Here is a 26,329-nt window from a genome sequence, read left to right as displayed (position 1 = left end):
ACTGCAGGGGGGACCCTGTGGGAGAGTAGGACACCGCCGGACTTAACTTAGCAACAAGCGAAATGGCCACCCGATGGGTGGCCATTTTGCGTTAAGCCTTACGCTGTTCAAGGCAGTCGAAAAGGCAGACCAATTACACAGGAGACACAGTGAGCCCTACAGGTACGCACGGAGACGACGCACGAAACGGCGGCCGGGACGACCGGCGTTCCGGCGGCAATCAGGGTGGCCGGCCTCAGGGCGGACGCGGCGGCGACAATCGCCAGTCCGGTCCTCCCGCGGGTGGCGCACGCGGCTCCGGCGGTTATCAGGGTCGCAACGACCGCGCCCAGAGCGGCGGCGGTGAGCGTGCGCCCTATCGTGGCAATTCCGATCGCCCGCAGCAGGGTGGCGAGCGTCCTCCCTACCGTGGCAACTCCGATCGCCCGCAGCAGGGTGGCGAGCGTCCTCCGTACCGTGGGAACTCCGATCGCCCTCAGCGTGATGGCGAGCGTCCTCCGTACCGTGGGAACTCTGACCGTCCCCAGCGTGATGGCGAGCGTCCTCCGTACCGCGGGAACTCTGATCGCCCGCAGCGTGATGGCGAGCGTCCCCCTTACCGTGGGAACTCCGACCGTCCGCAGCAGGGTGGCGAGCGGGCTCCGTACGGCGGCAATTCCGATCGTCCGTCCGGTGGCGCTGAGCGCAAGCCGTGGGCGAAGGATGGCGAGCGGGCTCCGTTCCGTGGCAATTCCGACCGTTCGTCCGGTGGTGGCGAGCGTCCCCCGTACCGTGGCAATTCCGAGCGTCCGTCCGGCGGTGCCGAGCGCAAGCCGTGGGCGAAGGATGGCGAGCGGGCTCCGTACCGTGGCAACTCCGACCGTCCGTCCGGTGGCGGCGAACGTCCCCCGTACCGTGGCAACTCCGACCGCCCGCAGCAGGGTGGCGAGCGTCCTCCGTACCGCGGCAATTCCGATCGTCCATCCGGTGGTGCCGAGCGCAAGCCGTGGGCGAAGGATGGCGAGCGGGCTCCGTACCGTGGCAACTCCGACCGTCCGTCCGGTGGTGCCGAGCGCAAGCCCTGGGCCAAGGACGGCGAACGCACCGAGCGCCCCCGCACGGATGGCGACCGCAAGCCGTGGGGCAATGCCACGCAGCGCGGCGGATCGCCGAACCGTGCCGGCGCCCCGCGTGACGCCGGCAAGAAGCTGTGGACCCGCGAGGGCGCTCCGGCGCGCGGGGATCGTGACGCTCGCGTCGTCGAAGAGGAGATGACCGAGGAGCAGCGCATGCAGCGTGAGCTGCGTTCGGTGCGTCCCCGCCACGATGACCCGGAACTTCCCGACGACATCACGTCGCAGGACCTCGACCGGATTGCCCGCAACGAGCTCAAGACCCTGAGCAAGGACAACGCGGAGGCCGTCGGCCGTCACCTCGCCATGGCCGCCCGCGTCATCGACGAGGATCCGGAGCTGGCTCACCGCCACGTCATGTCGGCCGCCCGTCGGGCCGGCCGCATCGCCGTGGTGCGCGAGAGCCTGGCGATCACCGCCTACGCGACCGGCGACTTCGCCCTCGCCCTGCGCGAACTGCGCACCTACCGGAGGATCTCCGGCTCCAACGACCAGCTTCCCCTGATGGTGGACAGCGAACGCGGCGTCGGACGCCCCGACCGCGCGCTCGAGTTGGGCCGGTCCGTCGACCGGGCGACCCTGCCGGCATCCGTTCAGGTGGCCCTGGCCATTGCGATGTCGGGCGCCCGTCTCGACCTGGGGGAGACCGAGGCCGCGCTGAGCGAACTCGAGATTCCGCAGCTGGACCCGAAGACCGCGTTCTCCTACAGCGCCGAGCTGTTCGCCGCCTACGCCGAGGTGCTCGAAGAGCTCGGCCGTGAAGACGAGGCCGAACTCTGGACCGAACGCGCCGAGCGCGCAGATGCGGCCGTGTCAGGCGCGTCGGATGCGGACGAGACCATCGAGATCCTCGAGATCGAGGACGACGAGTTCGACGACGAGGAGTTCGACGACGACGAGCAGGACACCGATGGGGAGGTCTCGACAAGCTCGACCACCGGCGACGACGAGGAGCAGGATGCTGAGGCGTCGCCGCGTGGCTGAGCCGAAGACCCCGCTGTCCGGCGTCGACGTGGTGCTCGCTGACCTCGACGGTGTCGTCTACACCGGCCCGGGCGCGATCCCGTTCGCGGTGGAGAGCCTCAACCGCGCGGCCGAGACCATGCGGGTGGGCTACCTCACCAACAACGCGTCGCGCACCGACCAGACCGTCGCCGACCACCTGAGCGAGCTCGGCCTCGGGGCGGTGGCGACGGATGTCGTCACCTCACCGCAGGCCGCCGTGCGCCTCCTGGCCGACGAGGTGCCTGCGGGCGCGCTCGTGCTCGTGATCGGCGGCGAGGGTCTCGTCGTCGAGGTCGAGAAGGGCGGCTTCGCCGTCACCCGATCGGCCGACGACCAGCCGGCCGCCGTCATCCAGGGCTTCTCGCCCGACCTCGGCTGGAAGGACCTCGCCGAGGCCGCGTTCGCGCTGCACCCGCGGGCCGACGGCGTCGAGATCCCCTGGATCGCCACGAACACCGACTGGACCATCCCCGTGGCCCGCGGCATCGCGCCCGGAAACGGCACCCTCGTCTCGGCCGTGCACACCGCGGTCGGGCGCCTGCCGATCGTGGCCGGCAAACCGGAGGTCGCCATCTTCACTGAGGCCGTCAACCGGTTCGGCGCCGGCCAGCCCCTGTTCATCGGCGATCGCCTCGACACCGACATCCTCGGCGCGAACCGGGCCGGCATCCCCGCAGTGCTCGTGCTCACCGGGATCGACAAGGCGAAACAGGCCCTCGCGGCCGACGCCGCCTCCCGGCCCCGCTACATCCTCGACGACCTGCGCCAGCTGCACGAGCCGTATCCGGAGACCGTGTTCTCCAAGGACGGCACCTCGGCCACCGTCGACGGCGCCACGGTGCGCCTGCGCGGCGCGGATGTCGAGGTCGTCGCCGAAGGTGACGGTGCGATCAACCTGCTCCGCGCCGCCTGCGCCGTGATCTGGGCCTCCGGGCGCCCGATCTACGGGCTGAATGTTCCGGAGCGACTGTATCTCTGACGGTAACGTTGGAGGCGTGACAGAGCACTCCACCCCGACGCCGAGACCGGCGCCCGCGCCGCGCACTCCGTCGACCGACGCTTCGATCAGCGAGCCGGCGGAGTTCGTTTCCACACTCGACGCGATAGAGAACCAGCCGCTCGAGGAGCGCGCCTCGGCGTACGTGCAACTGCACGACCGTCTGCGCGATCACCTCGAGGGCGGCGACGTTCCGCGATCGGCCGACGCATGACCGGGAACCCGATGAACGACGACAGCCAGGCCGGGTCCACCGCGCCTGAACCAATGAACCAGCCGGATGCCGGCCAGCCGCAGGACGGCCAGGGCGAGCCCGAGCAGGCCCCGCCCGGCGCCTTCCTGCCCGAGCGTGCTCCCGACCAGCGCCTCGACACCGCCCTCGCCGAGCGCGGCCTGGCCCGCTCCCGCACGGTGGCCGCGCAGCTGATCACCGGCGGACTCGTCACGGTCGACGGCAAGCCGGTCGTCAAGGCATCCGCCAAGGTGCGGGGCACGCAGCTGATCGAGGTGGCCGCGACCGACCACTACGTCAGCCGCGGGGCCCACAAGCTCATCGCCGCGCTCGACGCCTTCGCCCTGCCGGTGACGGGCCGCACCGTGCTCGATGCCGGGGCGTCCACCGGCGGGTTCAGCCAGGTGCTGCTCGAACGCGGTGCCGCCCGCGTGCTCGCCGTCGACGTGGGCCACGGCCAGCTCGCGCCGCTTCTGGCCACCGAACCCCGGCTCACGCTCGTCGAGGGCTTCAACCTGCGCTACTCCACCGCCGAGTCGCTCGCCGCGGCATCCGGCGTCGACACCCAGGCCGACCTGGTGGTCGCCGACCTCTCCTTCATCTCCCTGCCGATGGTTCTGCCGGCCCTCGTCGCCACCGCCGCACAGGGCGCCGACTTCGTGCTGCTGATCAAACCGCAATTCGAGGTCGGCAAGGGCAGCATCCGCGAAGGCATCGTGCACGACGCCGGCCTGCGCGCCGACGCCATCGCCGGCGTGCTCTGGGCGGCCTGGGACCTGGGCCTGCGCACGAACGGCCTGATCGCGTCGCCGATCGCCGGCGGTGCCGGCAACCGGGAGTACCTCTGCTGGCTGAGCCGCGACGTGGGCACGAATCCGACAGAATGGATCGACCGCACAACGGCACTGGTGGGAGCCTGACGACATGACTGCAGCACGCCACATCCTCGTCGTCGCGCACACCGGGCGGCAGGATTCCCTCGAGGCGGCCGTCACCGTGTGCGAGCAGTTGCTCGCCGCCGGCGCGGTGCCCGTGCTCGCCCTCAACGAACGCGCCGACCTGCTCGCCTCCTGCCCGACCCTCGACGGCCAGCTGGCCATCCTGCACGAAACGGTCGATGTCACCGACCTCGAGCTCGTCATCGTGCTCGGCGGCGACGGCACCATCCTCCGCGCCGCGGAGATCGTGCGCGGCTGCTCCGCCCCTCTGCTCGGAATCAACCTCGGCCACGTCGGCTTCCTCGCCGAGAGCGAGCGCGACGACCTCGGCGAGGCCGTGCGCCGCGCCCTGTCCCGCGACTACCTGGTCGAGGAGCGGATGGCCCTCAACGTGCGGGTCAAGGTCGGCGACGATGTCATCTACGAGACCTGGGCGCTGAACGAGGCCACGGTCGAGAAGGCCAGCCGGGAACGGATGCTCGAGGTCGTCATCGAGGTCGACGGCCGCCCGCTGTCCTCCTTCGGCTGCGACGGCGTGGTCATGTCCACGCCCACCGGGTCGACCGCCTACGCGTTCTCCGCCGGCGGCCCGATCGTCTGGCCGAGCCTGGACGCCCTGCTGCTCGTGCCGCTCAGCGCGCACGCCCTCTTCGCCCGCCCGCTCGTCGTCGGCCCGGACTCGTCCCTGGCCGTCGAGGTCGTCGCCCGCACCGGCGCCGCCGCCGTGCTCTGCGCCGACGGGCGCCGCGTGCACGACCTCCCGCCCGGGGCGCGCGTGATCGTGCGCCGCTCGCCCATCCCGGTGCGCCTGGCCCGGCTGCACAGCGGCCCGTTCACCGACCGCCTGGTGAACAAGTTCAACCTGCCGGTCACCGGCTGGAGAGGCCCGGTCGGGCGTGAGTGAGCCCCTGACCGAGTCCCGAGTGCGGAGCGGGAGCGGGCCCCGGTCATGATCGACGAACTCATCATCAGGGACCTCGGCGTGATCGCCGAGGCGACCCTGCCGCTCGGCCCGGGGTTCACCGCGGTCACCGGTGAGACCGGCGCAGGCAAGACCATGGTCGTCACGGCGCTCGGCCTGCTGCTCGGCGAACGCGCCGACCCCGGGCTCGTGCGCCAGGGCCAGGCCCAGACCTGGGTCGAGGGCCGCTGGTTGATCCCCGCCGACGGCGCCGTCGCCAGCCGGGTGCGGGACGCCGGGGGAGACCTCGACGGCGGCGAACTCATCCTCAGCCGCTCGGTCTCCGCCGAGGGCCGCAGCCGGGCCGTCGTCGGCGGGCGCGGCGCCCCCGCGAGCGTGCTCAGCGACCTCGGCGGCGACCTCGTCGTCGTGCACGGCCAGTCCGACCAGGTGCGCCTGCGCTCGGCGACGGCACAGCGCGCGGCGCTCGACCGGTTCGCCGGCCCCGAGCTCGCCGACACCCTCGGCCGGTTCACGGAGGTCTTCCACCGCTGGCAGGACCGCCAGGGCGAACTGTCCCTGCTCGTCGACGAGCAGGACCAGCGCAGCCAGGAAGCCGTCGAGCTCCGCGACGCGATCGACGAGATCGAACAGGTCGCACCCCAGGGCGGCGAAGACGACGAACTGGCCGCGCGCGCCGAACGCCTCGGCAACCTGGAAGAGCTCCGGGTCGCGGCCGCGCAGGCGCGCGAGTTCCTCTCCGCCGAGGAGAACCCCGACGGGCTCCCGGATGCCGTCGCCCTGCTCGACTCCGCCCGCCGCCAGCTCGAACGGGCCGGCGAGCACGACCCGGCCCTGCCTCCGATGGCCGCGGCCCTCGCGGAAGCCGGCTTCGTCGTCGCCGACGTCGCCGCCCAGCTCTCCAGCTACCTCGCCGGCCTCGACGCCGACGGCGCCCGCGAACTCGAGGTCGTGCAGGAACGCCGGGCGGTCCTCACCGCGCTGGCCCGCAAATACGACGGCGGCCTCGACGAAGCCATCGACTTCCTCGACACCGGCAGCGCCCGGCTGCTCGAACTGGACAGCGACACCGACCGCATCGACGCCCTCCGCGCCGAGACCGATGCCGACCGGCTGGTCGTGGAGGAGCTCGCCGACCGGCTCACCGGCATCCGTCTCGCCGCCGCCGAACGCCTCGGAACGGCCGTCACCGCCGAACTGGGCGCCCTGGCCATGCCGGATGCCGCCCTCGTCGTCGAGATCGACAGCCGGCCGGAGATCACCGCCACGGGCCGCGACCTCGTGCGGATCCTGCTGCGACCGCACGCCGGCGCCGAGCCGCGCACCCTGGCGCGCGGGGCATCCGGCGGCGAACTCTCCCGGGTGATGCTCGCGATCGAGGTTGTCATCAACGCGACCGACCCGGTGCCCACGTTCGTCTTCGACGAGGTCGATGCCGGAGTCGGCGGGGCGGCGGCGATCGAGATCGGCCGTCGACTCGCCCGGCTCGCCGAGACCGCCCAGGTGATCGTGGTCACCCACCTCGCCCAGGTGGCGGCGTTCGCCGGCAACCACCTCAGCGTCGTCAAGGACAGCGACGGCGCCGTCACGGCCAGCAGCGTGCGTCAGCTGCACGGCGACGAACGGGCCGCCGAGATGGCCCGGCTCCTCTCCGGGCTGCCCGATTCCGCGAGCGGGCTCGAGCACGCCCGTGAGCTCATTTCCCTCGCCCGCGCCAACGGATAGGTCAACCCACAGTGATAGAGTCGAAGCCCGTGGTGGAAAATAAAAGCACGGACAAATCAGACAGCACCGATCCCAATCCGACGGTCAAGCACATCTTCGTCACCGGTGGTGTTGTTTCCTCACTGGGCAAGGGCCTGACGGCGGCAAGCCTCGGCAATCTTCTGACGGCCAGCGGTCTGCGCGTCGTCATGCAGAAGCTCGATCCCTATCTCAACGTTGACCCGGGCACGATGAACCCGTTCCAGCACGGCGAGGTCTTCGTGACCGACGACGGCGCCGAGACCGACCTCGACATCGGCCACTACGAGCGGTTCCTGGACATCAACCTCAACCAGGCCGCCAACGTCACGACCGGCCAGGTCTACTCACAGGTGATCGCCAAGGAACGCCGTGGCGAGTACCTCGGTGACACCGTGCAGGTCATCCCGCACATCACCGACGAGATCAAGCGCCGGATGCGTCTCCAGGCCGACGACGAGCCGCGCCCCGACGTGATCATCACCGAGATCGGCGGCACCGTCGGCGATATCGAGTCCCAGCCGTTCCTCGAGGCCGCCCGCCAGGTGCGCCACGAGCTCGGCCGCAAGAACGTCTTCTTCGTGCACGTGTCCCTGGTGCCGTTCATGGCGGCCTCCGGCGAGCAGAAGACCAAGCCGACCCAGCACTCCGTCGCCGCCCTCCGCTCGATCGGAATCCAGCCCGACGCGCTCGTGCTGCGCAGCGACCGGCCCGTCTCCGAGTCGAACAAGCGCAAGATCGCGCTCATGTGCGACGTCGACGAAGACGCCGTCGTCAACGCGATCGACGTGCCCAGCATCTACGAGATCCCCACCATGCTGCACGACCAGGGTCTGGATCGGTACATCACCGACCTCCTCGATCTCCCGGTCACCAAGGTCGACTGGACCGCCTGGCAGAAGGTGCTCGACGCCGTGCGCGAGCCCAAGCACGAGGTCACCATCGGCCTGGTCGGCAAGTACATCGACCTTCCCGACGCCTACCTCTCGGTGACCGAGGCCCTCCGCGCCGGCGGGTTCGCCAACGAGACCAAGGTCAAGATCAACTGGATCGCCTCCGACGAATGCGAGACCGCCGAGGGTGCGACCCGCCTCCTCAGCGAACTCGACGGCATCTGCGTGCCCGGCGGTTTCGGTGTGCGCGGCATCGAGGGCAAGCTCGGCGCCCTGCGGTTCGCCCGGGAAAACGGGATCCCCGTGCTCGGCCTCTGCCTCGGCCTGCAGTGCATGGTGATCGAATACGCCCGCAACAAGGCCGGCCTGATCGGCGCCTCCTCCTCCGAGTTCGACCCGGAAACCGAGTTCCCCGTGATCGCGACCATGGAGGAGCAGGTCGAGATCATCGCCGGCGGCGACCTGGGCGGCACCATGCGCCTCGGCCTCTACCCGGCCACCCTCGCCGAGGGTTCGCTCGTTTCCGAGCTCTACGGGGCCCCTGAGGCCTCCGAGCGGCACCGTCACCGCTACGAGGTGAACAACGCGTTCCGGGAACAGATCGCGGATGCCGGCATGTGGTTCTCCGGAACCTCACCCGACCGCCACCTGGTCGAGTACGTCGAGCTGAGGCGCGAGGAGCACCCGTTCTACGTCGGCACGCAGGCTCACCCCGAGCTGCGCAGCCGGCCGAGCCACGCGCATCCGCTGTTCCGCGGCCTGATCGGCGCGGCCCTCGATCGCCAGCAGGCCAGCCGCCTGTTCGAGGTTGAGGTCAAGGTCGAGGCCTAGGCCTTGGTCGACACCGCGCTGAACGCCGAGAACACCGACGGCGCGGCGTCCCCGGCGCTGCTCGCCGACGAGTTCGCGTTCGCGCCCGTCACCGACACCGGGATCGTCTTCGACGGCAAGGTCTGGGACGTGCGCCGCGACACGTTCGACTACGCCGGCTCCGGGATCGTGCGCGAGTACCTCGACCACCCCGGCGCCGTCGCGATCCTCGCCCTCGACGACGAGGATCGGGTGCTGCTGATCAAGCAGTACCGGCACCCCGTGCGCGCCCGGGAGTGGGAACTCCCCGCCGGGCTGCTCGACGAAGACGGGGAACACCCGCGGGTCGGGGCGCAGCGCGAGCTCGCCGAGGAGGCCGACGTCACCGCCGCCGACTGGGACGTGCTCAGCGAGTTCTACACCTCGCCGGGCGGCAGCAACGAGGTCATCCGGATCTACCTGGCCCGCGGCCTGGCCGCCTCCTCCGACGCGTTCGAACGCACCGAAGAGGAAGCCGACATCGAGATCCGCTGGGTGCCGCTGGACGACTGCGTCGACGCCGTGCTCGCCCGCCGGCTGCAGAACCCGTCGCTCGTGATCGGCGTGCTCGCCGCCCACGCGTCCCGGGCCCGCGGCTGGAACTCGCTGGCCGCCGCGGACACCCCGTGGCCGCGGCATCCGGTCAACTGGGACCACTCGGTGTGAACGTCGCGGCGGCTGTGGATTCGTACCTGCGGCATGTCGCCATCGAACGCGCGCTGAGCGCCAACACGGTCGCCGCGTACCGGAGGGACCTCGTCATTTACGCCGGCTGGCTCGCCGGGCACGAGCTCACCGACCTGCGGGCGATCACCTCGCTGCACGTGTCCGAGTTCGTGCGGTTCCTCGGCCTGCGCGAGGAGTCGCCGCTGACGGCGGCGTCGATCGCGCGCATCCTCTCGACCGTGCGCGGATTCCACCGGTTCCTGCTCGAAGAGGGCACGGTCGAAACGGATGTCGCGCACGAGTCGAAACGGCCCAAGCTCGGCACCCGGCTGCCCAAGGCCATCTCGATCGAACAGGTGACCGCGCTGCTCGACGCCACCGACGGCGACGACGTGCAGGCGCTGCGGGACAAGGCCCTGCTCGAACTGCTCTACGCCACGGGCGCCCGGGTCTCCGAGGCGGTGAACCTCAACGTGGACGATGTGCTCGAGCAGGATGTCGTGCGGCTCACCGGCAAGGGCGACAAGCAGCGGATCGTGCCGGTCGGCAGTTTCGCCCGGAAGGCCATCGATGCATACCTGGTGCGGGCCAGGCCGCTGCTCTCCGGGCGCGGCAAGGCCACTCCCGCGCTGTTCCTCGGCCTCCGCGGCCAGCGGGTGAGCCGGCAGAACGCGTGGCTGATCATCCGGGCCGCCGCGGAGCGTGCGGGCCTGGACGGGCACGTGTCGCCGCACACGCTCCGGCATTCCTTCGCCACCCACCTGCTCGCCGGCGGCGCCGACGTGCGGGTCGTGCAGGAGCTGCTCGGGCATTCGTCGGTCGCGACGACCCAGATCTACACCCTGGTCACCGTCGACACCCTGCGCGACATGTACACGACGGCGCACCCGCGCGCCCGCTGACCAACCGGATCGGGGCTGGAGCGGCGCTTTTCGGCGATCCTTGCGAGCGGGAGCCGATCCGCTCGCTACACTCGACACAGTGATGGGTGCAGGACGGATCGAGGACATCTCAGTGGCGCGTAAGCAGGGTGACCGGATACTACTCCCCGGTTTCGAGGACGTACCAGTAGGTGCTACCGGGCGCCCGAAACGCGAATTCGACGAGCCGGAGCCCCTCAAGAGCCACGGCCCCGCGCGGATCATCTCGCTGTGCAACCAGAAGGGCGGCGTGGGCAAGACCACGACCACCATCAACCTGGGTGCCGCCCTGGCCGCATACGGCCGCCGCGTGCTCGCCATCGACTTCGACCCGCAGGGCGCGCTCTCGGCCGGCCTCGGCGTGCCGACGCACGACGTCACCACCATCTACGACCTGCTGCTGAGCGGCTCGGTCAACCCGAGCGACGCCATCCAGAAGACCTCGGTCGAGAACCTCGACATCATCCCGGCCAACATCGACCTGTCCGCCGCGGAGGTGCACCTCGTCAACGAGGTCGCCCGCGAGCAGATCCTCGCCCGGGTGCTGCGCAAGGTCTCCGGCGACTACGACGTCATCCTGATCGACTGCCAGCCCTCGCTCGGCATCCTCACCGTGAACGCGCTGACCGCGAGCCACGGCGTGCTCATCCCGCTCGAGTGCGAGTTCTTCGCCCTGCGCGGCGTCGCCCTCCTGATCGAGACCATCGACAAGGTGCGCGACCGGCTCAACCCGGCCATCGAACTGGACGGCATCCTCGCCACGATGTACGACTCCCGCACCCTGCACTCCCGCGAGGTGCTCGAGCGGGTCGTCGACGCGTTCGGCGACAGCGTGCTCGAGACCGTCATCGGCCGCACGGTCAAGTTCCCCGACGCATCCGTCGCCGGTGTTCCGATCACCGAGTTCGCGCCAGAGCACGCGGCAGCCAAGGCGTACAAGCAGGCGGCGCGGGAACTGATCCAGCGTGGCGCCGTCGCCTGACGCGGCCGCTCCGAAACCATTCTCGGTTGCCCTCGGCAACTTCGAGGGCCCGTTCGACCTGCTGCTCAGCCTGATCAGCAAGCACGAGCTCGACATCACCGAGATCTCGCTCAGCCAGGTCACCGACGAGTTCATCGGCTACCTGCGCGGGCTCGACCAGACCGAAGAACTCGACCAGGCAACCCAGTTCCTCGTCGTCGCCGCGACCCTGCTTGACCTCAAGGTCGCGGGGCTCCTGCCGCAGGGCGAACTCGTCGACGCGGAGGACGTGGCCCTGCTCGAGGCCCGCGACCTGCTGTTCGCCCGCCTGCTGCAGTACCGCGCGTTCAAGACCGCCTCGGCCTGGTTCCTCGGCCGGATGGACACCGAGGCCACCCGGCACGTGCGCTCGGTGCGGCTCGAGGAGAAGTACCGCGCGCAGACGCCCGAACTGGTCTGGACCCTCTCCCTCGGCGACTTCGCCGCCCTCGCGGCGCTCGCGCTCACCCCGCGGGAGCTGCCCACCGTGGGACTGGACCACCTGCACGCGCCGCTGGTGAGCATCCGGGAACAGGCGGCCTACATCGTGTCGATGCTGCGCCCGGGGGAGACCCTCACCTTCCGCGAACTCATCGTCGGCGCCGAACTCAAGGGCGTCGTGATCGCCCGTTTCCTGGCCGTGCTGGAGCTCTACCGGCACGGCGCCATCTCCTTCGACCAGCTCGAACCGCTCGGCGACCTCAGCCTGCACTGGAGCGCCGAAAACTGGTCCGAAGCCAACCTCGCCGACCTCGGAGCCGACTATGACGCTTGACGCCGTGCACACCAGCGACCCCACCGCCGACCTGGAAACCGGTCCGGCAACCGACCTGGCAACCGGCCCGGCCCTGGCCGGCACCGTTCCGGATGCCGGGGGTGGGCTTGCCCCGATCGAGCGCAAACTCGAGGCCCTGCTCATGGTCGCCGACGAACCGCAGAGCCTGATCCACCTGGCCACGGCCGTCGACCGGCCCCTGAAAGAGGTCAAGGCCGCCATCGCCCGCCTCGTCGCGGACTTCGACGGCGTCGCGGGCACCGTGCGCCGCGGTTTCGAACTGCGCGAAGTCGCCGGCGGCTGGCGCATCTACGTGCGTCCCGAATACGACCTGGTCGTCGCCGATTTCGTGCTCACCCAGAACCCGAGCCGGCTGTCCCAGGCCGCCCTCGAGACCCTCGCCGTGATCGCGTACAAGCAACCAATCAGCCGCGGCGCTGTAGCCTCGATTCGGGCCGTTAATGTTGACTCGGTCGTGCGCACCCTCCTGGGTCGAGGTTTGATCACCGAGGCCTTCACCGACAGCGAGACCGGCGCGATCAACTACGCCACCACCGACCTATTGCTCAGCCAGCTTGGAATCAACTCGCTGGACGAGTTGCCATACATTTCGCCCCTGCTCGCAGACGGCGCAGACGGATTTGAGGATCTTCCATGACCACCGACCCCCAGGGCACCCCGACCAACCCGGATGCCGCCGCTGACGGCGTGCGCCTGCAAAAGGTCATGGCCTCCGCCGGCGTCGCCTCCCGCCGCGTCTCCGAAGACCTGATCGCCGCCGGCCGGGTGCGCGTGAACGGCAAGGTCGTCACCGAACTCGGCCGTCGCATCCACCCCGACACCGACAAGATCGCCGTGGACAACATCGCCGTGCAGCTGGACACCACCCGCCGCTACGTGATGCTCAACAAGCCCGTCGGTGTGGTCTCCTCCATGCAGGACGAGAGCGGCCGCCCCGACCTGCGCGAGTTCACCGACCAGTTCGAGGAACGCCTCTTCAACGTCGGCCGCCTCGACGCGATGACCAGCGGCCTGCTCATCCTCACCAACGACGGTGACCTCGCGCACGTGCTCGCGCACCCCTCGTTCGGCGTCACCAAGACCTACATCGCCAAGGTGGAGGGCCGCGTGTCCGCGCAGACCATCGGCCTGCTGCAGAGCGGCATCGAACTCGACGACGGCCCCATCTCCGCCGACAAGGCCCGCATCCTGACCAGCCCTCCCGGCGACGGCTTCAGCCTGGTCGAGCTCACCCTGCACTCCGGCCGCAACCGGATCGTGCGCCGCATGATGGAGGCCGTCGGCCACCCCGTCGTCGACCTCGTGCGCCGCCAGTTCGGCCCGCTGCACCTCGGCACCCTTCGGGTCGGCGACGTGCGCGACCTGACCAAGGCGGAACTGGGCCAGCTGCTCACCGTGTCCCGCGCCGAAACCAAGGACTAGTTCCGAACACCAGGAGAACCACCATGGTCGAGAGTCGACTGATCGGACCGGTGCGCGTCGTCGGCGCGGGCCTGCTGGGCACCAGCATCGGCCTCGGCCTGCGCAACCGGGGCATCGACGTGATCCTCGCCGACGCGTCGCCGACCAACCTGAGCATCGCCGTCGATTACGGCGCCGGCCGGGTCGCAGCCCCCGGCGATGCGCCCCAGCTGATCGTCGTCTGCGTTCCCCCCGACGTGACCGCCGAGATCGTCGCCCGCGAGCTGGAGGCGTTCCCGCAGGCGATCGTGACGGATGTCGCGAGCGTCAAACTCGCGCCCCTCGCCGAACTGCGTGCCCGCGGCGCCGACGTGTCCCGCTACATCGGCTCGCACCCGCTGGCCGGCCGGGAACGCGGGGGACCGCTCGCCGGCCGCGCCGACCTGTTCGTCGGCCGGCCCTGGGTCGTCGCCGCGCACGACGCGATCAGCTACCAGCAGGCCACCGCGATCGACGACCTTATCCTCGACCTCGGCGCGATCCTGGTCGAAATGAGCCCCGAAGAGCACGACCGCGGCGTCGCCCTGATCTCCCACGTTCCCCAGGTCGTCTCCACGATCATGGCCCGCCGGTTGACGGATGCCCCCGGCTCCGCCCTCAACCTCGCCGGCCAGGGCCTGCGCGACGTGACCCGGGTCGCGGCCAGCGACCCCGAACTGTGGGTGCAGATCCTCGGCGCGAACGCCCAGCCCGTGCGGGACATCCTGCTCGCCTACCGCGACGACCTCGACCGGTTCATCGACGCCCTCGCCGACCCGGCCGCGCCCGGCGCACGGCGCAAGGTCGCCGAGGAACTCTCCGGCGGCAACGCCGGGGTGGCCCGGCTGCCCGGCAAGCACGGCCAGGACCGCCGGTTCGTGTCGCTGATCGTGATGGTCGACGACACCCCGGGCCAGCTGGCCCGGCTGCTGGCCGAGATCGGCGAGGTCGGTGTGAACCTCGAAGACCTGCGGCTCGAACACTCGCCGGGCGCCCAGCTGGGCCTGGCCGAAATTTCCGTTCTCCCCGAGGCGGTTTCCCGCCTCACCGAAGAGCTGGCCGCCCGCGGCTGGCGGATTGCTGGTTAGAACTATGGGTCGTCATTCCCGCCCCCACCTGGTCGCGATCGACGGGCCGGCCGGCAGCGGCAAGTCCAGCGTCAGCCGCGCCGTCGCCCGCCGCCTCGGCTTCGACTACCTCGACACCGGCGCCGCCTACCGGGCCCTGGCCTGGTACGTGCTCTCGAAAAAGATCGACCCCGCTGACGCGCCGGCGGTCATCGCCGCGCTCGGCGGCTTCGACTACTCGATCGGGATCGAACCCGACCGGTACTACGTGCAGGTGGGCGACACGGTCGTCACCGACGCGATCCGGGAGCCGGAGGTGTCGGCCGCGGTCAGCGCCGTGGCCCGCATCCCCGAGGTGCGCAGCTACCTCACCAGGCTGTTCCGCACCATCGCCGCGGGCTCCCCGCGCACCGGCGTGGTGATCGAAGGACGCGACATCACCACCGTCGTGGCCCCCGAGGCGGAGGTGCGCATTCTCCTTACCGCATCCGAAGAGGCTAGAATGGCTAGGCGCTCTGCGGAAATATCGACCCAATCGGCTGAAACCGTGGCAGAACAGTTGCGATCGAGGGATCGCGCTGACTCCCAGGTAGTCGAATTCATGAGCGCCGCAGACGGTGTGATCACCGTCGACTCCACCCATCTCGACTTCGACCAGACCATTGACGCGGTCATCGATGTCATCAATACACGCCGCGAGGAACTCGCATGAATAACAACGACTTCGACGACACGATCCCAGCCATCGACACGGAACTGGTCTCACGACTGGACGACCTCGATGAAGACCTGGTCACCCAGCGCGCCGCCGCACTCCGCACCGGACTCAACGAGTACGAGCTCGACGAAGAGGACTTCGACGTTCTCGACTCGGTGACTGACGACCCCGACGCCATCCAGTACCTGCCGGCCCTGCCGGTGATCGCCATTGTCGGCCGCCCGAACGTGGGCAAGTCCGCATTGGTCAACCGCATCCTCGGCCGCCGTGAGGCCGTCGTGGAGGACACCCCCGGTGTCACCCGCGACCGCGTCACCTACAAGGGCGAATGGCACGAACGCAAGTTCAGCCTCGTCGACACCGGCGGCTGGGAGCCCGACGCCAAGGGCATCGACGCATCCGTCGCCGCCCAGGCCGAACTGGCCATCGAGCTCTGCGACGTCGTCATGTTCGTCGTCGACGCGAACGTGGGACCGACCTCCACCGACGAGGCCGTCGTGCGCCTGCTGCGCAAGGCCGGCCGTCCGGTCTTCCTCGTCGCCAACAAGGTCGACGACATCCGCCAGGAGCCCGAAGCGGCCAGCCTGTGGGCGCTCGGCCTCGGCCAGCCCTGGCCGGTCTCCGCGCTGCACGGTCGCGGCGTCGCCGACCTGCTCGACGCGATCCTCGAAAAGCTCCCCGAAATCTCCGCCGTCGCCAAGCAGGAGGTCGGCGGCCCCCGCCGCGTGGCCATCCTCGGCCGCCCGAACGTGGGCAAGTCCAGTCTGCTGAACAAGGTCGTCGGCGAGGAGCGCGTTGTCGTCAACGAGCTCGCCGGCACCACCCGCGACCCGGTCGACGAGCAGGTCGAGCTCGGCGGCCGGGTGTGGCGCTTCGTCGACACCGCCGGCATCCGTCGCCGCGTGCACCTCTCGCAGGGCGCCGACTTCTACGCCTCGCTGCGCACCAGCGCCGCCCTCGAAAAGGCCGAGGTCGCCGTCGTGCTCATCGACGTGACCGAGGTCATCAGCGAGCAGGACGTGCGCGTGATCGACCTGGTGCTCGAGTCCGGCCGTGCGCTGGTGCTCGCGTTCAACAAGTGGGACCAGATCGACGACGACCGTCGCCGCTACCTGGAGCGTGAGATCGAGCAGGACCTGGCCCACGTGGCCTGGGCCCCGCGCGTGAACATCTCGGCCAAGACCGGCCGCCACATGGAGAAGCTCGTTCCGGCGCTGGAGACCGCGCTCGAAGCGTGGGACACCCGCATCGCCACCGGCAAGTTCAACGCGTTCCTCGCCGAACTCGCCGCCGAGCACCCGCACCCCGTGCGCAGCGGCAAGCAGCCGCGCATCCTGTTCGGCACCCAGGCCTCCAGCCGCCCGCCGACCTTCGTCATCTTCACCACCGGGTTCCTCGACCCGGGCTACCGCCGGTTCATCCAGCGCCGCCTGCGCGAGACCTACGGCTTCGTCGGAAGCCCGATCAACATCAGCATGCGCGTGCGCGAGAAGCGCAAGCGCTAACGCCGCACCGGCCGAGGCCGGGCAGCCGTGGATTCAGTCCACGGATGCCCGGCCTTTTCCGTGCCCGCACGTCCGGTTTCACCGTGCGACCGGCCGTTCCCCCCTTGGGGGAGTGTCGCCCGGCGTCGAACTGCCCTAGATTCCCTTGAGTCGGCTTCGCTCACCGCGGGGCCGGCGCATTCCGCCGGAACCCGAACTTCCGGTGCACCGTCCCACGTCAAGGATGCGTCCCCATGCGAAAGTCCCTAGCTTCGCCGCTTGCCCGCCCACTCGCCTGGCCGAACCGGTCCCGGCGCGCCCGCGCCGACGACCAGATGCCGCGCGCCGACCTGCACAATCACTTCTCCGCCCGGCAGGAGCCCCTGACCGTGTTGGTGGCCTCGGCCGCCGGCGCCCCGGCGTCACGCGGCGCCGTGTGGTCGGCGGCCCTGCAGGAGTACCCGCTGCTGCGAGTCGTGCTGCCCGACGCCGTGACCCGACCGGGCGACCCGGACGCGGGGGAGCGCCTCTCCGAGTCGCACGACGACGCCCGGGACATCGCCGGCGCGCTGTCGGGGCCGCGGGCCCGCTTCAGCGACGAACTCCTGGTCTGCGAGCTGGAACTGACCGCGGATGCCGAGGTCACCGAGGCCGCCGTGCGCCACCTGGCCGCGCAATACCGCTGGGCCGCCAACTGGCTGGCCACAGCCGCGGACGCCGAGCGCCGGGCCCAACCCGCCGGGGCCCTCTGCGCCGAGCAGGTTCTCCGCGGCCTCGCCGCCGAACTCGACCTGACGGCCGCGACGCTCACGGCGGCCGTGCCGACCGCCGGGCAACTTCTCCACCTGTACCGCCGCCTGGTCTGGATCTTCTCGGCCGAGTTCGACACGAGTGATCGTGGGCCGGAGGACGCGGCCGCGGAGGGCGCCGGTTACCTGTTGACCTTGGGTCCCGGCGCCCTGCTGCCGCGAGATTACTGCCTGCGCCTGGTCTACACGCTCGAACAATCGGCCCCGGCCCAGGCCGCCGTCGCCGCCGCGAACGCGCGGGAACGGCTTCGCTACACAGCCACCCTCCCGCGCTGCCGGGCCGTGCGTGCCCTGCAACGGCGTTGGGCCGCCGGCGCTCTGTCAGTGCCGAACTATTCGCCCTGGCGCCAGCTCCGCTGACGCGCCCGGTGGTCGAGCCTGTCGAGACCACGAGCCCCGGCCCGGTGGTCGAGCCTGTCGAGACCCCCGACCCCTACAGCACCAGCTCCATCACCGCCCGGTCACCCGTCGGTCGCGCCACAACCTCGAACCCCGCGCCGAGAAACAACGACACCGTCCCGTGGTACAACTCCGCAGCCGGAGCCTTCACCCGCTCAGCCGTGTCCACCGGATACCCCTCGATCACCCGGGCGCCGAGCCGGCGCGCCTGCTCGACCGCGCCGGCCAGCAGGTCCGCCGCGATCCCGTGCCGGCGAAAACCGACCCGCACGACGAAGCAGGTGACCGCCCAAACCGACGCGTCGTCGGCATCCTGCCGGCTGCCCTCGGTGACCACCTTCGCCCGCCGCAGCCTTGGGTAGTTCGGCCGGGGCTCGACCGCGCACCAGCCCACGGGTTCGCCGCCCTGGTACGCGATCACGCCGGGGGCCGGGTCGTTGGCGCGCACCTGTTCCTGCAGCAGTTGCTCGCACTGCGCGGGTTCCGCGGTCTCCCACGCCTTGTTGGGCAGCTTGAAGAACTGGCACCAGCACCGGTGCGGGTCGCCGCGGTTGCCGAACACGGTGCGCACGTCGTCCCAGGGCACCGTCTCGACGGATGCGATGGTGATCTCAGGGTTCGGCGTCACGCGTTCAAATTACCGCGTCAGGGCGGCGCACGGGGGTTTTGGACCGAACTCGCCGCACGCTCATTTCGGCGGCTCACCGTGCGGTCGTCGGCTCCAGTTCGGGCGCGACCCCGGCCTCGCCCAGGGCGGCGGCTTCGTCGTCGGTCCCGGCCGTGCCGGTCGTCTCGAGTGCGTCGTCGGCGCTGATCTCGTCGGCGTCGAGATCGTCACCGGACAGGTCGAGTTCATCGTCGAAGAAGTCCTCAGCCGGCTCCGCGCCGACCACGCCGCCTTCAGCGATCTCGGCGGGGCGGGTCTTGACGTGCGCAGCCAGCGCCAGAAGGAGCCCGAGCACGCCGGCGCCCATCAGCGTGGTGCCGAGAGTGCTGCCGGACTGCGCCGTGAAGTACGTCGCGTAGTCCTGCGAGCCCGAACTGGCGAATTGGGCCTGGGCGGCATTCGAGGACGTCATCACCAGGTAGCCCACCGCGGTGACGACGAACCCGGCCAGCCACAGGAGTGCGAGCGGCACGTTAATTTTCGCCAGGACGTCAGATTTATTGCGGGACATGTTTTCCTTCGTTGGGGGAGCGGCCGAGACCAGCCTCGCGTCACGCTACGGGCGCGGTCTATGGGTTTCCTATGCGTGGTCAGGGGATTGGCCCGGAAACGATCTGCCGGGAGCCCTTTCCGCGCGCTCTCGGGCAGCCGGCACGTGCCATTCCTACCTCCCGCTTTCGGCTTGAGCCGTCTTCGTCGCGATTGCGGGACGCCAACGGTGCGCGAGCACCCGCCGAAGGCGGTAAGCTATCGGAGTTGTCTCCTGCTGGTTTTGTTCCTTGAAACCGCGTGCGGGAGCGGCGGGCTGTGGCGCAGCTTGGTAGCGCACTTGACTGGGGGTCAAGGGGTCGCAGGTTCAAATCCTGTCAGCCCGACACACAGGGCCGTTCGCGAAACTGTTCACGAAACGGTCCGGTCGAAACAAAAAGAAATCGCTCCTGAGGATTCTCAGGAGCGATTTCTGGTTTAAGGGCTTCTCGCGTCCGATTCTGGTCGCGATTCTTGAGTTGTGGTTGTCTTCTCGGCTGCTGAGCGTGTTTTCAGGTGTTTTCGCGCTCGTCGGATTGTCTCGAATGCTGGGTGTTTTGCCCTCTCGGGCAGTACGTGGACCGTCGCGGGACGGTTAGGTCCGTAGCGGTGGTCCGCCGGTCTCATCTGATGCAGGGTGTTTGGTCTTGTTCGGCCGCATAACGCCGACCGGGTAGGTGTCGGTGTAGGGGTTGTGCCATTCGCGGTCGCGTCGGCGAATCAGACGGACAGCGGGTTCCCCATGGACGTGCTTCTTGGCGTCGTCTTTGATTTTGTCGCTAATGAAGGCAGCAATTTTGCGCAGGTTGAAGTTCGTCAGCAGGATGGTGACGATGATCTGAGCGGCGCCGAATCCTCGGACGCGCCGGCGGCTGGCGGATTCGATGTCTTCGGTTCCGCCGCTCTTGATCTGGTTGTTCAGTGACTCGATGGAGTTGCGGGCGTGGGTGTGGAACTTGTCCCATTCCGGGGTGCCGTATTCAAAGGCCTGCGCCGTGCGCGCGAACTGTGCGGTGTCGAAGGCCACGGAGTGCTGGGTGCAGATCTTGTCGGCAAAGTCGGGCAGGTCTGCCCCGTCGACCGCGGGTCGGGCTTTGTCCGTCACGGTCTTGAGTAGCTCCCGGAGGGGACAGGTCACGGTCGGGCTGGGACCGAGGGCTGGGCAGCGCAGCACGACGCGGCCCTTTGCATCGGGTTTCTCTTTGACGTGGAGCTGGAATGCGGTGCGGCTCTTAATGCGCTCCCGGTAGGTCGCCGTGTCGATGATGTTGCCCAGGAGTTCCTTCGTCGCGTTTTGGAGCGGTTCGGGGGTTCCGGGGCAGTAGGTACCGCCTTCGATGAAGCGGGCGCCGCGGTAGCCGCCTTTGGCGCCCAAGTTGGTGATGCGGTAGTCAGTTGATGGAGTGAAGCCTTCTTTGAGCGCATCGTCATGGAGTCGTTCCGGCGTCGAGTTGGCCCAATATTGTTTGTCAGCGTCCCCGACGCCAGCCTCCAGCCCGAGGGCTTTGGTCGCTCTCATGAGGGAGACGGCTTCTTCGGCGACGCGGACGTTGGGCAGGCTCATCGTTGCAGCGACGGCGAGTCCGGGGAACCTGTGCTGTCCGGGGGCTTCGGAGTCGACGCGGACGGCGATGTTGATTTCCCAGCCCCACCGGAAGTTTGCGAATCCGGCTTTCTTGTTTGGAGCAGTGTTGTCGATTTCCCCTTTGGGCATGTCGACGCGTTCACCGGTCGTGACGTGCCAGCCAACGAAGGCATCCACCGGACCAGGCTTGAGGGTTCGCTTTTCTTCGACTTTGGCCTCGTCTGCAACTCGCTGTGCGAGAGTCTTGTGCGAGTACCCCCTTTTTGTCGGGGCGCCGACGTACGTCTGGTCAAAGGAAATATCGACCTTCTTGGAGGCGCGGCGGATGTCGCGTGACTGCTCGTTGAAGGTCATGACCAGGAATAGCTTGGTGAATTCGTCCAATCGGGCTTTGCGTTTGTCGGCCAGCACCCCGTCGTGCGCGCGGAGGATTTCCTGAATTTGGGTGTACGTCTTGGAGTGGCGGCGTTCCTGAGGGAAGGGGTCCATCAGGTCGTTGATGCGGTGAAAGGCCCGGCTGGTGTTGGCGTACCAACGGTTCTTCTCCGCAATATGACCGACAAAAGCTGCCGAAGGGGCCTGCAGGCCGAGGAGTGTTCGGGAGGCGTCGCTGAGGCGGAACATGAACAGGTCACGCACGCACGTCAGGTGCATCGCGGTGCCCTCTTTGGCCAGCAGTAGCATTCCGGTGAGCATGGCTCGTTCTGAGATGAGGGAAGGGCGTCCGCCGATACTGAACGCGGCGGCATCTTCGTCCCTCCAGTCCTGCAGGCGCTCCAGGACACCGGTCTTCCGAACCCGGCCTTCCATGAGGGCCACGGTGGCGTCGTCAATGAGTTGGTGGATGTGGCCGCGGCCCATGACCTCGGCCTGCGTCATTCCGCCGAGGTCGGGTTCGTATCCGTTGAACGCGTAGTCGATGTCGCCGGCGCTCATCGGGCGACTTCTTCGCCGATGATGAGGCCGACGTAGGTGTCTGTGTTCGTTGGTTTGGCATGCACGAGGTGCTTGTCCAGGCTCTGGGCGGAGGCGAACCCGGCGATGGCGAGGAGCACAGGGACCGGGAGTCCGTTGTCGATTTGGGCGATGATCCAGGTTGAGCGCAGTCTGGACACGGTGGCTCGCACCCGGGCTGGATGTTCGGAGAGGAAGCTCTGGATGACCCGCGGCCGATATTCGTCCCAGCGATAGCCGCGGAAAACGAAGTCATCGGGGTTGGTGCGGTCCTGGATACTGCGCAGCAGGGTGCGGTTCCAGAGATGCATGACCGGGACTCGGCGGGGACGCTTCCCGGGAATGTTCACGAAGACCCGTCCGGCGACAACTTCGATGTCACCGATTCGCGTGTCGATGATTTCGTCTGCGCGGAGGCCGGCGCCACCTGCGAGGCCGAGGAGGGCCCAGGCGTTTCGTCGTTTCAGGTCGGTCGTGAGGCTTGCGGCCCAGCTGTGCATGGTGGCGGCGTCGGAGACTGTGAAGGGGCGACGACCGGCTGGGTGAGGCGCCGGGAGACGTTTGATGCCGGTGCCCGCGAGAGTGTCGGCAACGGTGCCGACCTGCCGGACAAATCCCCAGCGGTGGGATTCAGAGTGCTTCGGTAGACACGCATGCAGATACCGCGACACGTTGTTCTGCGTGTACACGCGGTCGACGGTGAGCGGCGTGCCCGTTGTCGTCCACACCCAGGCGGCAAACCGTGCCGACATCGACATGAGCCGACGGGTCGCGTCGAAAGTGCGCGGCTGCATCCGCACGGCGTTCTCGATGGTGAACTCCCGTACGGCCTCCCATTGCACGGGAGAGACGTGCGGCCTGAACCGCACGATGATTCCCCACACGTAGTCGGGAATCTCCGGGTCCAAAGCGCGAAGGTGCGCGTAGGTCGCCGAGTCGGCAATGAAAATGTCGTTGAGTTGGTCTTTTCTGTTCACGAACGTTATGTGCGTGGGGCGTCCCCAAAGCTGTCGGCGACAGAGGCCCTTCCCAAACACCGCCCATCACCGCCGCTACTGAAATACCTGATCAGATCGATTTGCGGCCTGCGTGCGACGTGATGCTGTGCCCTGTTTTGGGGGCAAATACGGCGATTTTGTCGAGGGCTGCGAGGTTCTTCAGTCCGGAAATCCGAAGTAATTCTCGAGGAGGTGTGCCGGCTTGGAGATGTTCGAGCAGCCACGTCGTGCGCATCCGGCTGGGTCGTACATCCAGTTCGGTGCGCGACCTCAGTAGGAAGTCGGTGATCTGTCCTGGGCTTGCGCCTGTTCGACCCGGACGGAAGATCAGCGCGGCCGGGTCGAGATCTCCGAGGATTCGGCGAAGGGGGCGCTGCCAGTCGAGGCGGATCGGAACGACGCGCGGACGGCTCTCCCACACGATCACGTGCATCTGGTCATCGCGGGTATCCAAGTCGGTGACCCGAGCTCCGAGGATTTCCCGAGTGGCGAGGCCGGCGCCCAGCCCAAGAGCCAGGAGGGCAATGGCATCACGGTGGCGTCGTGGTGTGCCCTGTGCTGCCGCCCAACTGTGGAGCGCTGCGACCTCGTCGCGTGTGTAGGGCCTCGTCGGAGCCGAGCGTGGGATTGCGCGCTGCAGGCGAACCGCCTCGGAGGGGTTCAGCGCCTCCACCATGAGAGACAGGGTCGCCCGATGTGTGGCTTTGCTGCCGCGGGCATAGGCCGTCATGCCGAGATGGATGAACTCTTCGACGATGGCTCGGCGGAAGATGCGCGGCCGTTCCAACGGTGTGCCTCGGCTCTGCCAGCACCACAGCACGAATGCCACGGTGGCCGGATACAGCGACCGCTTGTCACGACCAGAGATGCTCGCGGTGTCATCGACGGCCTCGGTGACGAATTCGCCGATCGTGTCCCAATAGGGCAAGGCGTTGATTGGCCGGTAGTCGAGCGGCAAAACAGCCTCCGCGGTCATGGCGTGCCCGAATCCTCAGGCAGCGGTTCGATACGGACGACGGGGGTGGATTCGCGTGTTGTGAACCAGACGCCTGGAACCCACAGGTTGATCAGCAACAGAAGGGGCTTGCCCAGACGGCACTGAATGACCTCGACAAGGTCGACGTCCTCGCCGTCGCGGCGGAGGCCACGACGAGCCACGAGAGTCGAATTTGTCGTTCGCCGAAACAGACGCCGGTTGAAGTCGAGGGTGTAGCTGCTACCGGATTCCGTCATCACGAGGTAGCGGCCTGTTGCCTCATCCGTCAGCGCGTCCATGCTCCATCCCCGTTCTCGCGGCGGAGACACCCGCCTGCCGAATGACTCGCGCCGCTGAAGCACAACGCTAGGCAAATGCCGGAAAACAAACCACCGACTCAGCGACAAACCCGCGCGCCGTGACCTTCCGCAGCACCGCGCATAGGTCCGGGTGAGGCCGCAACTCTTGCGACCCGGAAGGGCGCACCATGCGGCACACAACGGATCCGGCAGACCACTACGCGAGGGCCGTCAAGCTGTGGAGACAGACCGGAGAACCTGACGCACAGTCAGCGTCCTACGCTGAGGCGGACAGACTCCTGCCCTCAGGGCGAGAGCCAGAACACGGCGGAAGCTCCAAGCGAGCTGCCAATTGGGTCGCAGCACTCCACCGCTACGAGGACTACGCGCGAACCCACGGGCGAAACCCTCGCGAGAACACCAGAGACCGCGCCACCCTGCCCGGCGACGAGCGCCGCCTGGGTGAATGGGCCCGGTACCAGCGCCGCTTCCCAGACACTCTCACCAGTTACCAGAAGATACGGCTCGACGTCTCGCCTGCCTTCGACTGGGACCCTCTCGAACGCGTGTGGCAAGCGCAACTTGCCGCATGCCTGCGGCACCTTCGAGACCACGGCCGGCTCCCATACCTGAACGGTTCAGAGCGGGCCGAGTTCACTCTCGCCCGCTGGCTCAGACGCCAACTTCGCCAACTTCAAACGGGTACCCTCCGCAAGGACCGCGCCATTCTCCTGACCCACCTGCTGGACCTCGCGGCCGGAATGGGTGAAACACCGAGCTTGTGACAACGCCCTGCATTCTCGGTGGCAGATAGAAGGCGAAGCTGTAGGTTCGTTCAAACAGAGTTCGAGGCACGGCGGCGCGCCGTCCCTGAGCCCTACCTCGAGACAGATTTGAGAGGACGACATGGGAGCGAATCGCGCGGTGACCCGAACTCCACTCTTTCTGGATGTTGACGGCGGACTCTGCGCCATGCCCCGCAAGAACGCTGCGGTGTCGGGGGACTTGGAAAGATTCCCGTCGTTCGCCCCTGACCCGTATCCACAGCATGCCTGGGTCAGCACTGCCGCGGTTGCCGCCTTGAACGAATTGATCGACGAGAGACTCGTCGAGCCAATCTGGTGCACGACGTGGGACGCCGGCGCCAACTTCCTGATTCCCGCGCTCGGCCTGCACGGAGGACCATGGCGTGTAGCCACGGTTGGCACGCGACAGGGCGACCTGATGTTTCGCGACATCTGGATCAAGACGCAAGCAGTCAGCCCTGTCGTGACGAATCAGGAATTCGTCATGGTCGACGACCTACTCGGCGACGAGGATCGCGGTCCATGGACACCGCAACGCCGGAGTATTCATCAGACCTTCGGAAGCACGGCCTCACTCCTGGTCGGCACCAAGCCAGATATCGGATTGACAGTCGCTGACGTACTTCGTGTTCGGACGTACGTCCAACAGCGGGCGGGCAGCATCGATGAGCCCTAGCACCACGTGCGCCGAGCCCGTGGAGCGTCGATGTGGACACCTCGATTCCAGCCCGCGCATAGATGAGCCTATGAGACACGAAGACCCAACAATCAATTCAATCCTCGAGGCTGACCATGAACTCAACGAACTGCGGGAGGCCTGGTTTGCCAGCCTCATCGACTTCTTCAGCGACTTTGAGAACGGCGGTACTCGGAGTTCGCTCAACTCCGCCACCCGAAACGTCATGAACAGAGCATCTACCTACAACATGGCAGTCGGACAGACATCGTCAATGTTGGAGCAAGCCCTGGATTTCTTTCACAACGGCCGCACCTGCGAGCGGGAGTGCTGCGCGGCAGGATCTCTCGAGCTTGACGAATCGAAAATATACGACCCGCTGGGCATCATGGGAACAGACATCCTCTTCTGACGCGCTGAGCGGTCCCGGTTCGTTTGAGGAAACAGGAGAAGCCGATGAGGATTGAATCGTTCTGGCGTGAGATAGATGCGACGTGGGGACTACTCACTGCCGATGAGGTGTTGAAGACCCTCAACATGCCGGAAGGCGAGATTGATTTGGTGGCCCAGCTGCGGGAAAGTGGCCAACTTCTCGCGGTCCAGCGTGGAGGCGACTACGTCTTTCCTGGTTTCCAGTTCGTGGCTGGGCACGTTGAACCTGTCGTTGCTGCACTGGTTGCGCTTGCGGCCGAAGTGAGTTGGGCGCAAGACGATCTCGTCATTTGGCTGTGCTCCCCATCCGGTTATTTCAGTGGAGACCGACCTGTTGAGTACCTGCACCATCAGGACGAGCTCGTCGAGAAAGCGCGGAATCAGGCGACCGTCGAATGGTAGTTACGTATCCAGTATT

27 protein-coding genes and 1 tRNA gene are annotated in these 26,329 nt (G+C 68.0%); 21 read left to right on the top strand and 7 right to left on the bottom strand.

Annotation, left to right across the window (positions count from 1 at the left end):
* Positions 1-107 precede the first annotated feature (107 nt).
* A complete protein-coding gene (locus IWX89_RS16925) occupies positions 108-1,304 on the bottom strand; it encodes a hypothetical protein (RefSeq protein ID WP_196904703.1) in 1,197 nt (398 codons plus the stop codon).
* On the opposite strand from IWX89_RS16925, the gene IWX89_RS16920 reads away from it, so the two are divergent.
* From IWX89_RS16920 to IWX89_RS16840, 17 genes are all read left to right on the top strand, one after another.
* On the top strand, positions 1,269-2,096 hold the full coding sequence (locus IWX89_RS16920; protein ID WP_231383434.1) for a hypothetical protein: 828 nt from the start codon (positions 1,269-1,271) through the stop codon (positions 2,094-2,096). The genes IWX89_RS16925 and IWX89_RS16920 overlap by 36 nt on opposite strands.
* On the top strand, positions 2,071-3,096 hold the full coding sequence (locus IWX89_RS16915) for an HAD-IIA family hydrolase (RefSeq protein ID WP_196904702.1): 1,026 nt from the start codon (positions 2,071-2,073) through the stop codon (positions 3,094-3,096). Before IWX89_RS16920 ends, IWX89_RS16915 begins: the two co-directional genes overlap by 26 nt.
* A gap of 16 nt (positions 3,097-3,112) precedes the next feature.
* The gene (locus IWX89_RS16910) at positions 3,113-3,328 is read left to right on the top strand and encodes a hypothetical protein (RefSeq protein WP_196904709.1); all 216 of its coding nucleotides are present in this window, start codon (positions 3,113-3,115) and stop codon (positions 3,326-3,328) included.
* A gap of 11 nt (positions 3,329-3,339) precedes the next feature.
* Positions 3,340-4,266: a TlyA family RNA methyltransferase gene (locus IWX89_RS16905; RefSeq protein WP_231383433.1), complete on the top strand. Its 927-nt coding sequence runs from the start codon at positions 3,340-3,342 to the stop codon at positions 4,264-4,266.
* A gap of 4 nt (positions 4,267-4,270) precedes the next feature.
* A complete protein-coding gene (locus IWX89_RS16900) occupies positions 4,271-5,188 on the top strand; it encodes an NAD kinase (protein WP_196904701.1) in 918 nt (305 codons plus the stop codon).
* Between the two features lie 45 nt (positions 5,189-5,233).
* Positions 5,234-6,931, top strand: a complete 1,698-nt coding sequence (gene recN / locus IWX89_RS16895; protein WP_196904700.1) for a DNA repair protein RecN — start codon at positions 5,234-5,236, stop codon at positions 6,929-6,931.
* 29 nt (positions 6,932-6,960) lie between these two features.
* Positions 6,961-8,673: a CTP synthase gene (locus IWX89_RS16890; RefSeq protein WP_374220537.1), complete on the top strand. Its 1,713-nt coding sequence runs from the start codon at positions 6,961-6,963 to the stop codon at positions 8,671-8,673.
* 3 nt (positions 8,674-8,676) lie between these two features.
* On the top strand, positions 8,677-9,357 hold the full coding sequence (locus tag IWX89_RS16885; protein WP_374220536.1) for an NUDIX domain-containing protein: 681 nt from the start codon (positions 8,677-8,679) through the stop codon (positions 9,355-9,357).
* Positions 9,354-10,259 carry a site-specific tyrosine recombinase XerD gene (gene xerD, locus IWX89_RS16880; protein ID WP_196904698.1) on the top strand — a complete coding sequence of 302 codons (906 nt, stop codon included), beginning with the start codon at positions 9,354-9,356 and terminating at the stop codon, positions 10,257-10,259. Before IWX89_RS16885 ends, xerD begins: the two co-directional genes overlap by 4 nt.
* Positions 10,260-10,341: 82 nt before the next feature.
* Positions 10,342-11,259: a ParA family protein gene (locus IWX89_RS16875; protein ID WP_196904706.1), complete on the top strand. Its 918-nt coding sequence runs from the start codon at positions 10,342-10,344 to the stop codon at positions 11,257-11,259.
* Positions 11,243-12,052 (top strand): ScpA family protein, encoded by an 810-nt coding sequence (locus tag IWX89_RS16870; RefSeq protein WP_196904697.1) that lies wholly within the window; start codon positions 11,243-11,245, stop codon positions 12,050-12,052. Before IWX89_RS16875 ends, IWX89_RS16870 begins: the two co-directional genes overlap by 17 nt.
* Complete coding sequence (locus IWX89_RS16865; RefSeq protein ID WP_196904696.1) at positions 12,042-12,710, top strand: SMC-Scp complex subunit ScpB; 669 nt, start codon at positions 12,042-12,044, stop codon at positions 12,708-12,710. Before IWX89_RS16870 ends, IWX89_RS16865 begins: the two co-directional genes overlap by 11 nt.
* On the top strand, positions 12,707-13,495 hold the full coding sequence (locus IWX89_RS16860; RefSeq protein ID WP_134507423.1) for a pseudouridine synthase: 789 nt from the start codon (positions 12,707-12,709) through the stop codon (positions 13,493-13,495). The genes IWX89_RS16865 and IWX89_RS16860 overlap by 4 nt, the downstream gene beginning before the upstream one ends.
* A gap of 23 nt (positions 13,496-13,518) precedes the next feature.
* The gene (locus IWX89_RS16855) at positions 13,519-14,601 is read left to right on the top strand and encodes a prephenate dehydrogenase (protein ID WP_196904695.1); all 1,083 of its coding nucleotides are present in this window, start codon (positions 13,519-13,521) and stop codon (positions 14,599-14,601) included.
* 4 nt (positions 14,602-14,605) lie between these two features.
* Entirely contained in the window at positions 14,606-15,292 is a 687-nt protein-coding gene (gene cmk, locus IWX89_RS16850) for a (d)CMP kinase (protein WP_196904694.1), read from the top strand.
* The gene (gene der / locus IWX89_RS16845) at positions 15,289-16,803 is read left to right on the top strand and encodes a ribosome biogenesis GTPase Der (protein ID WP_196904693.1); all 1,515 of its coding nucleotides are present in this window, start codon (positions 15,289-15,291) and stop codon (positions 16,801-16,803) included. The genes cmk and der overlap by 4 nt, the downstream gene beginning before the upstream one ends.
* Before the next feature lie 233 nt (positions 16,804-17,036).
* Positions 17,037-17,951 carry a hypothetical protein gene (locus tag IWX89_RS16840; RefSeq protein ID WP_196904692.1) on the top strand — a complete coding sequence of 305 codons (915 nt, stop codon included), beginning with the start codon at positions 17,037-17,039 and terminating at the stop codon, positions 17,949-17,951.
* Between the two features lie 73 nt (positions 17,952-18,024).
* Here the strand turns inward: IWX89_RS16840 and IWX89_RS16835 are convergent, their stop codons facing one another.
* Positions 18,025-18,618, bottom strand: a complete 594-nt coding sequence (locus tag IWX89_RS16835) for a GNAT family N-acetyltransferase (RefSeq protein WP_307836611.1) — start codon at positions 18,616-18,618, stop codon at positions 18,025-18,027.
* A 73-nt stretch (positions 18,619-18,691) separates the two neighbouring features.
* Positions 18,692-19,168 (bottom strand): hypothetical protein, encoded by a 477-nt coding sequence (locus IWX89_RS16830; RefSeq protein ID WP_196904691.1) that lies wholly within the window; start codon positions 19,166-19,168, stop codon positions 18,692-18,694.
* Between the two features lie 290 nt (positions 19,169-19,458).
* Between IWX89_RS16830 and IWX89_RS16825 the strand changes: the two genes are divergently transcribed.
* Positions 19,459-19,532 (top strand) — tRNA-Pro (locus IWX89_RS16825).
* 248 nt (positions 19,533-19,780) lie between these two features.
* Here IWX89_RS16825 and IWX89_RS16820 read toward each other — a convergent pair.
* From IWX89_RS16820 to IWX89_RS16805, 4 genes are all read right to left on the bottom strand, one after another.
* A complete protein-coding gene (locus IWX89_RS16820; RefSeq protein WP_196904690.1) occupies positions 19,781-21,706 on the bottom strand; it encodes a hypothetical protein in 1,926 nt (641 codons plus the stop codon).
* A complete protein-coding gene (locus IWX89_RS19050; RefSeq protein WP_196904689.1) occupies positions 21,703-22,701 on the bottom strand; it encodes a tyrosine-type recombinase/integrase in 999 nt (332 codons plus the stop codon). The genes IWX89_RS16820 and IWX89_RS19050 overlap by 4 nt, the downstream gene beginning before the upstream one ends.
* Before the next feature lie 91 nt (positions 22,702-22,792).
* Entirely contained in the window at positions 22,793-23,698 is a 906-nt protein-coding gene (locus IWX89_RS16810) for a hypothetical protein (protein ID WP_196904688.1), read from the bottom strand.
* The gene (locus tag IWX89_RS16805) at positions 23,695-23,997 is read right to left on the bottom strand and encodes a hypothetical protein (RefSeq protein WP_196904687.1); all 303 of its coding nucleotides are present in this window, start codon (positions 23,995-23,997) and stop codon (positions 23,695-23,697) included. Before IWX89_RS16805 ends, IWX89_RS16810 begins: the two co-directional genes overlap by 4 nt.
* 906 nt (positions 23,998-24,903) lie before the next feature.
* Between IWX89_RS16805 and IWX89_RS16800 the strand changes: the two genes are divergently transcribed.
* The 3 genes from IWX89_RS16800 (at position 24,904) to IWX89_RS16790 (ending at position 26,313) form a co-directional block, all read left to right on the top strand.
* On the top strand, positions 24,904-25,479 hold the full coding sequence (locus tag IWX89_RS16800) for a hypothetical protein (protein WP_196904686.1): 576 nt from the start codon (positions 24,904-24,906) through the stop codon (positions 25,477-25,479).
* Between the two features lie 70 nt (positions 25,480-25,549).
* Positions 25,550-25,891, top strand: coding sequence for a hypothetical protein (locus IWX89_RS16795; protein WP_196904685.1), 342 nt, complete (start codon positions 25,550-25,552; stop codon positions 25,889-25,891).
* 44 nt (positions 25,892-25,935) lie between these two features.
* Positions 25,936-26,313: a hypothetical protein gene (locus IWX89_RS16790; protein WP_196904684.1), complete on the top strand. Its 378-nt coding sequence runs from the start codon at positions 25,936-25,938 to the stop codon at positions 26,311-26,313.
* Positions 26,314-26,329 lie beyond the last annotated feature (16 nt).

Origin of the sequence: Cryobacterium sp. MP_M3, from assembly GCF_015752155.1 — a bacterium.
Classification (GTDB): Bacteria; Actinomycetota; Actinomycetes; order Actinomycetales; family Microbacteriaceae; genus Cryobacterium.
The sequence above is the reverse complement of the archived record's forward strand: the minus strand, read 5'-3'. Positions and strand labels throughout refer to the sequence as shown.

Excerpts from the sequence above, each read along its gene's own strand:
- IWX89_RS16920 (WP_231383434.1), top strand. The coding sequence starts at position 1,269 with ATGCAGCGTGAGCTGCGTTCGGTGCGTCCCCGCCACGATGACCCGGAA.
- IWX89_RS16915 (WP_196904702.1), top strand. The coding sequence starts at position 2,071 with ATGCTGAGGCGTCGCCGCGTGGCTGAGCCGAAGACCCCGCTGTCCGGC.
- IWX89_RS16905 (WP_231383433.1), top strand. The coding sequence starts at position 3,340 with ATGAACGACGACAGCCAGGCCGGGTCCACCGCGCCTGAACCAATGAAC.
- IWX89_RS16900 (WP_196904701.1), top strand. The coding sequence starts at position 4,271 with ATGACTGCAGCACGCCACATCCTCGTCGTCGCGCACACCGGGCGGCAG.
- recN (WP_196904700.1), top strand. The coding sequence starts at position 5,234 with ATGATCGACGAACTCATCATCAGGGACCTCGGCGTGATCGCCGAGGCG.
- IWX89_RS16875 (WP_196904706.1), top strand. The coding sequence starts at position 10,342 with ATGGGTGCAGGACGGATCGAGGACATCTCAGTGGCGCGTAAGCAGGGT.
- IWX89_RS16865 (WP_196904696.1), top strand. The coding sequence starts at position 12,042 with ATGACGCTTGACGCCGTGCACACCAGCGACCCCACCGCCGACCTGGAA.
- IWX89_RS16860 (WP_134507423.1), top strand. The coding sequence starts at position 12,707 with ATGACCACCGACCCCCAGGGCACCCCGACCAACCCGGATGCCGCCGCT.
- IWX89_RS16855 (WP_196904695.1), top strand. The coding sequence starts at position 13,519 with ATGGTCGAGAGTCGACTGATCGGACCGGTGCGCGTCGTCGGCGCGGGC.
- cmk (WP_196904694.1), top strand. The coding sequence starts at position 14,606 with ATGGGTCGTCATTCCCGCCCCCACCTGGTCGCGATCGACGGGCCGGCC.
- der (WP_196904693.1), top strand. The coding sequence starts at position 15,289 with ATGAATAACAACGACTTCGACGACACGATCCCAGCCATCGACACGGAA.
- IWX89_RS16840 (WP_196904692.1), top strand. The coding sequence starts at position 17,037 with ATGCGAAAGTCCCTAGCTTCGCCGCTTGCCCGCCCACTCGCCTGGCCG.
- IWX89_RS16830 (WP_196904691.1), bottom strand. The coding sequence starts at position 19,168 with ATGTCCCGCAATAAATCTGACGTCCTGGCGAAAATTAACGTGCCGCTC.
- IWX89_RS16820 (WP_196904690.1), bottom strand. The coding sequence starts at position 21,706 with ATGAGCGCCGGCGACATCGACTACGCGTTCAACGGATACGAACCCGAC.
- IWX89_RS16810 (WP_196904688.1), bottom strand. The coding sequence starts at position 23,698 with ATGACCGCGGAGGCTGTTTTGCCGCTCGACTACCGGCCAATCAACGCC.
- IWX89_RS16805 (WP_196904687.1), bottom strand. The coding sequence starts at position 23,997 with ATGGACGCGCTGACGGATGAGGCAACAGGCCGCTACCTCGTGATGACG.
- IWX89_RS16800 (WP_196904686.1), top strand. The coding sequence starts at position 24,904 with ATGGGAGCGAATCGCGCGGTGACCCGAACTCCACTCTTTCTGGATGTT.
- IWX89_RS16795 (WP_196904685.1), top strand. The coding sequence starts at position 25,550 with ATGAGACACGAAGACCCAACAATCAATTCAATCCTCGAGGCTGACCAT.
- IWX89_RS16790 (WP_196904684.1), top strand. The coding sequence starts at position 25,936 with ATGAGGATTGAATCGTTCTGGCGTGAGATAGATGCGACGTGGGGACTA.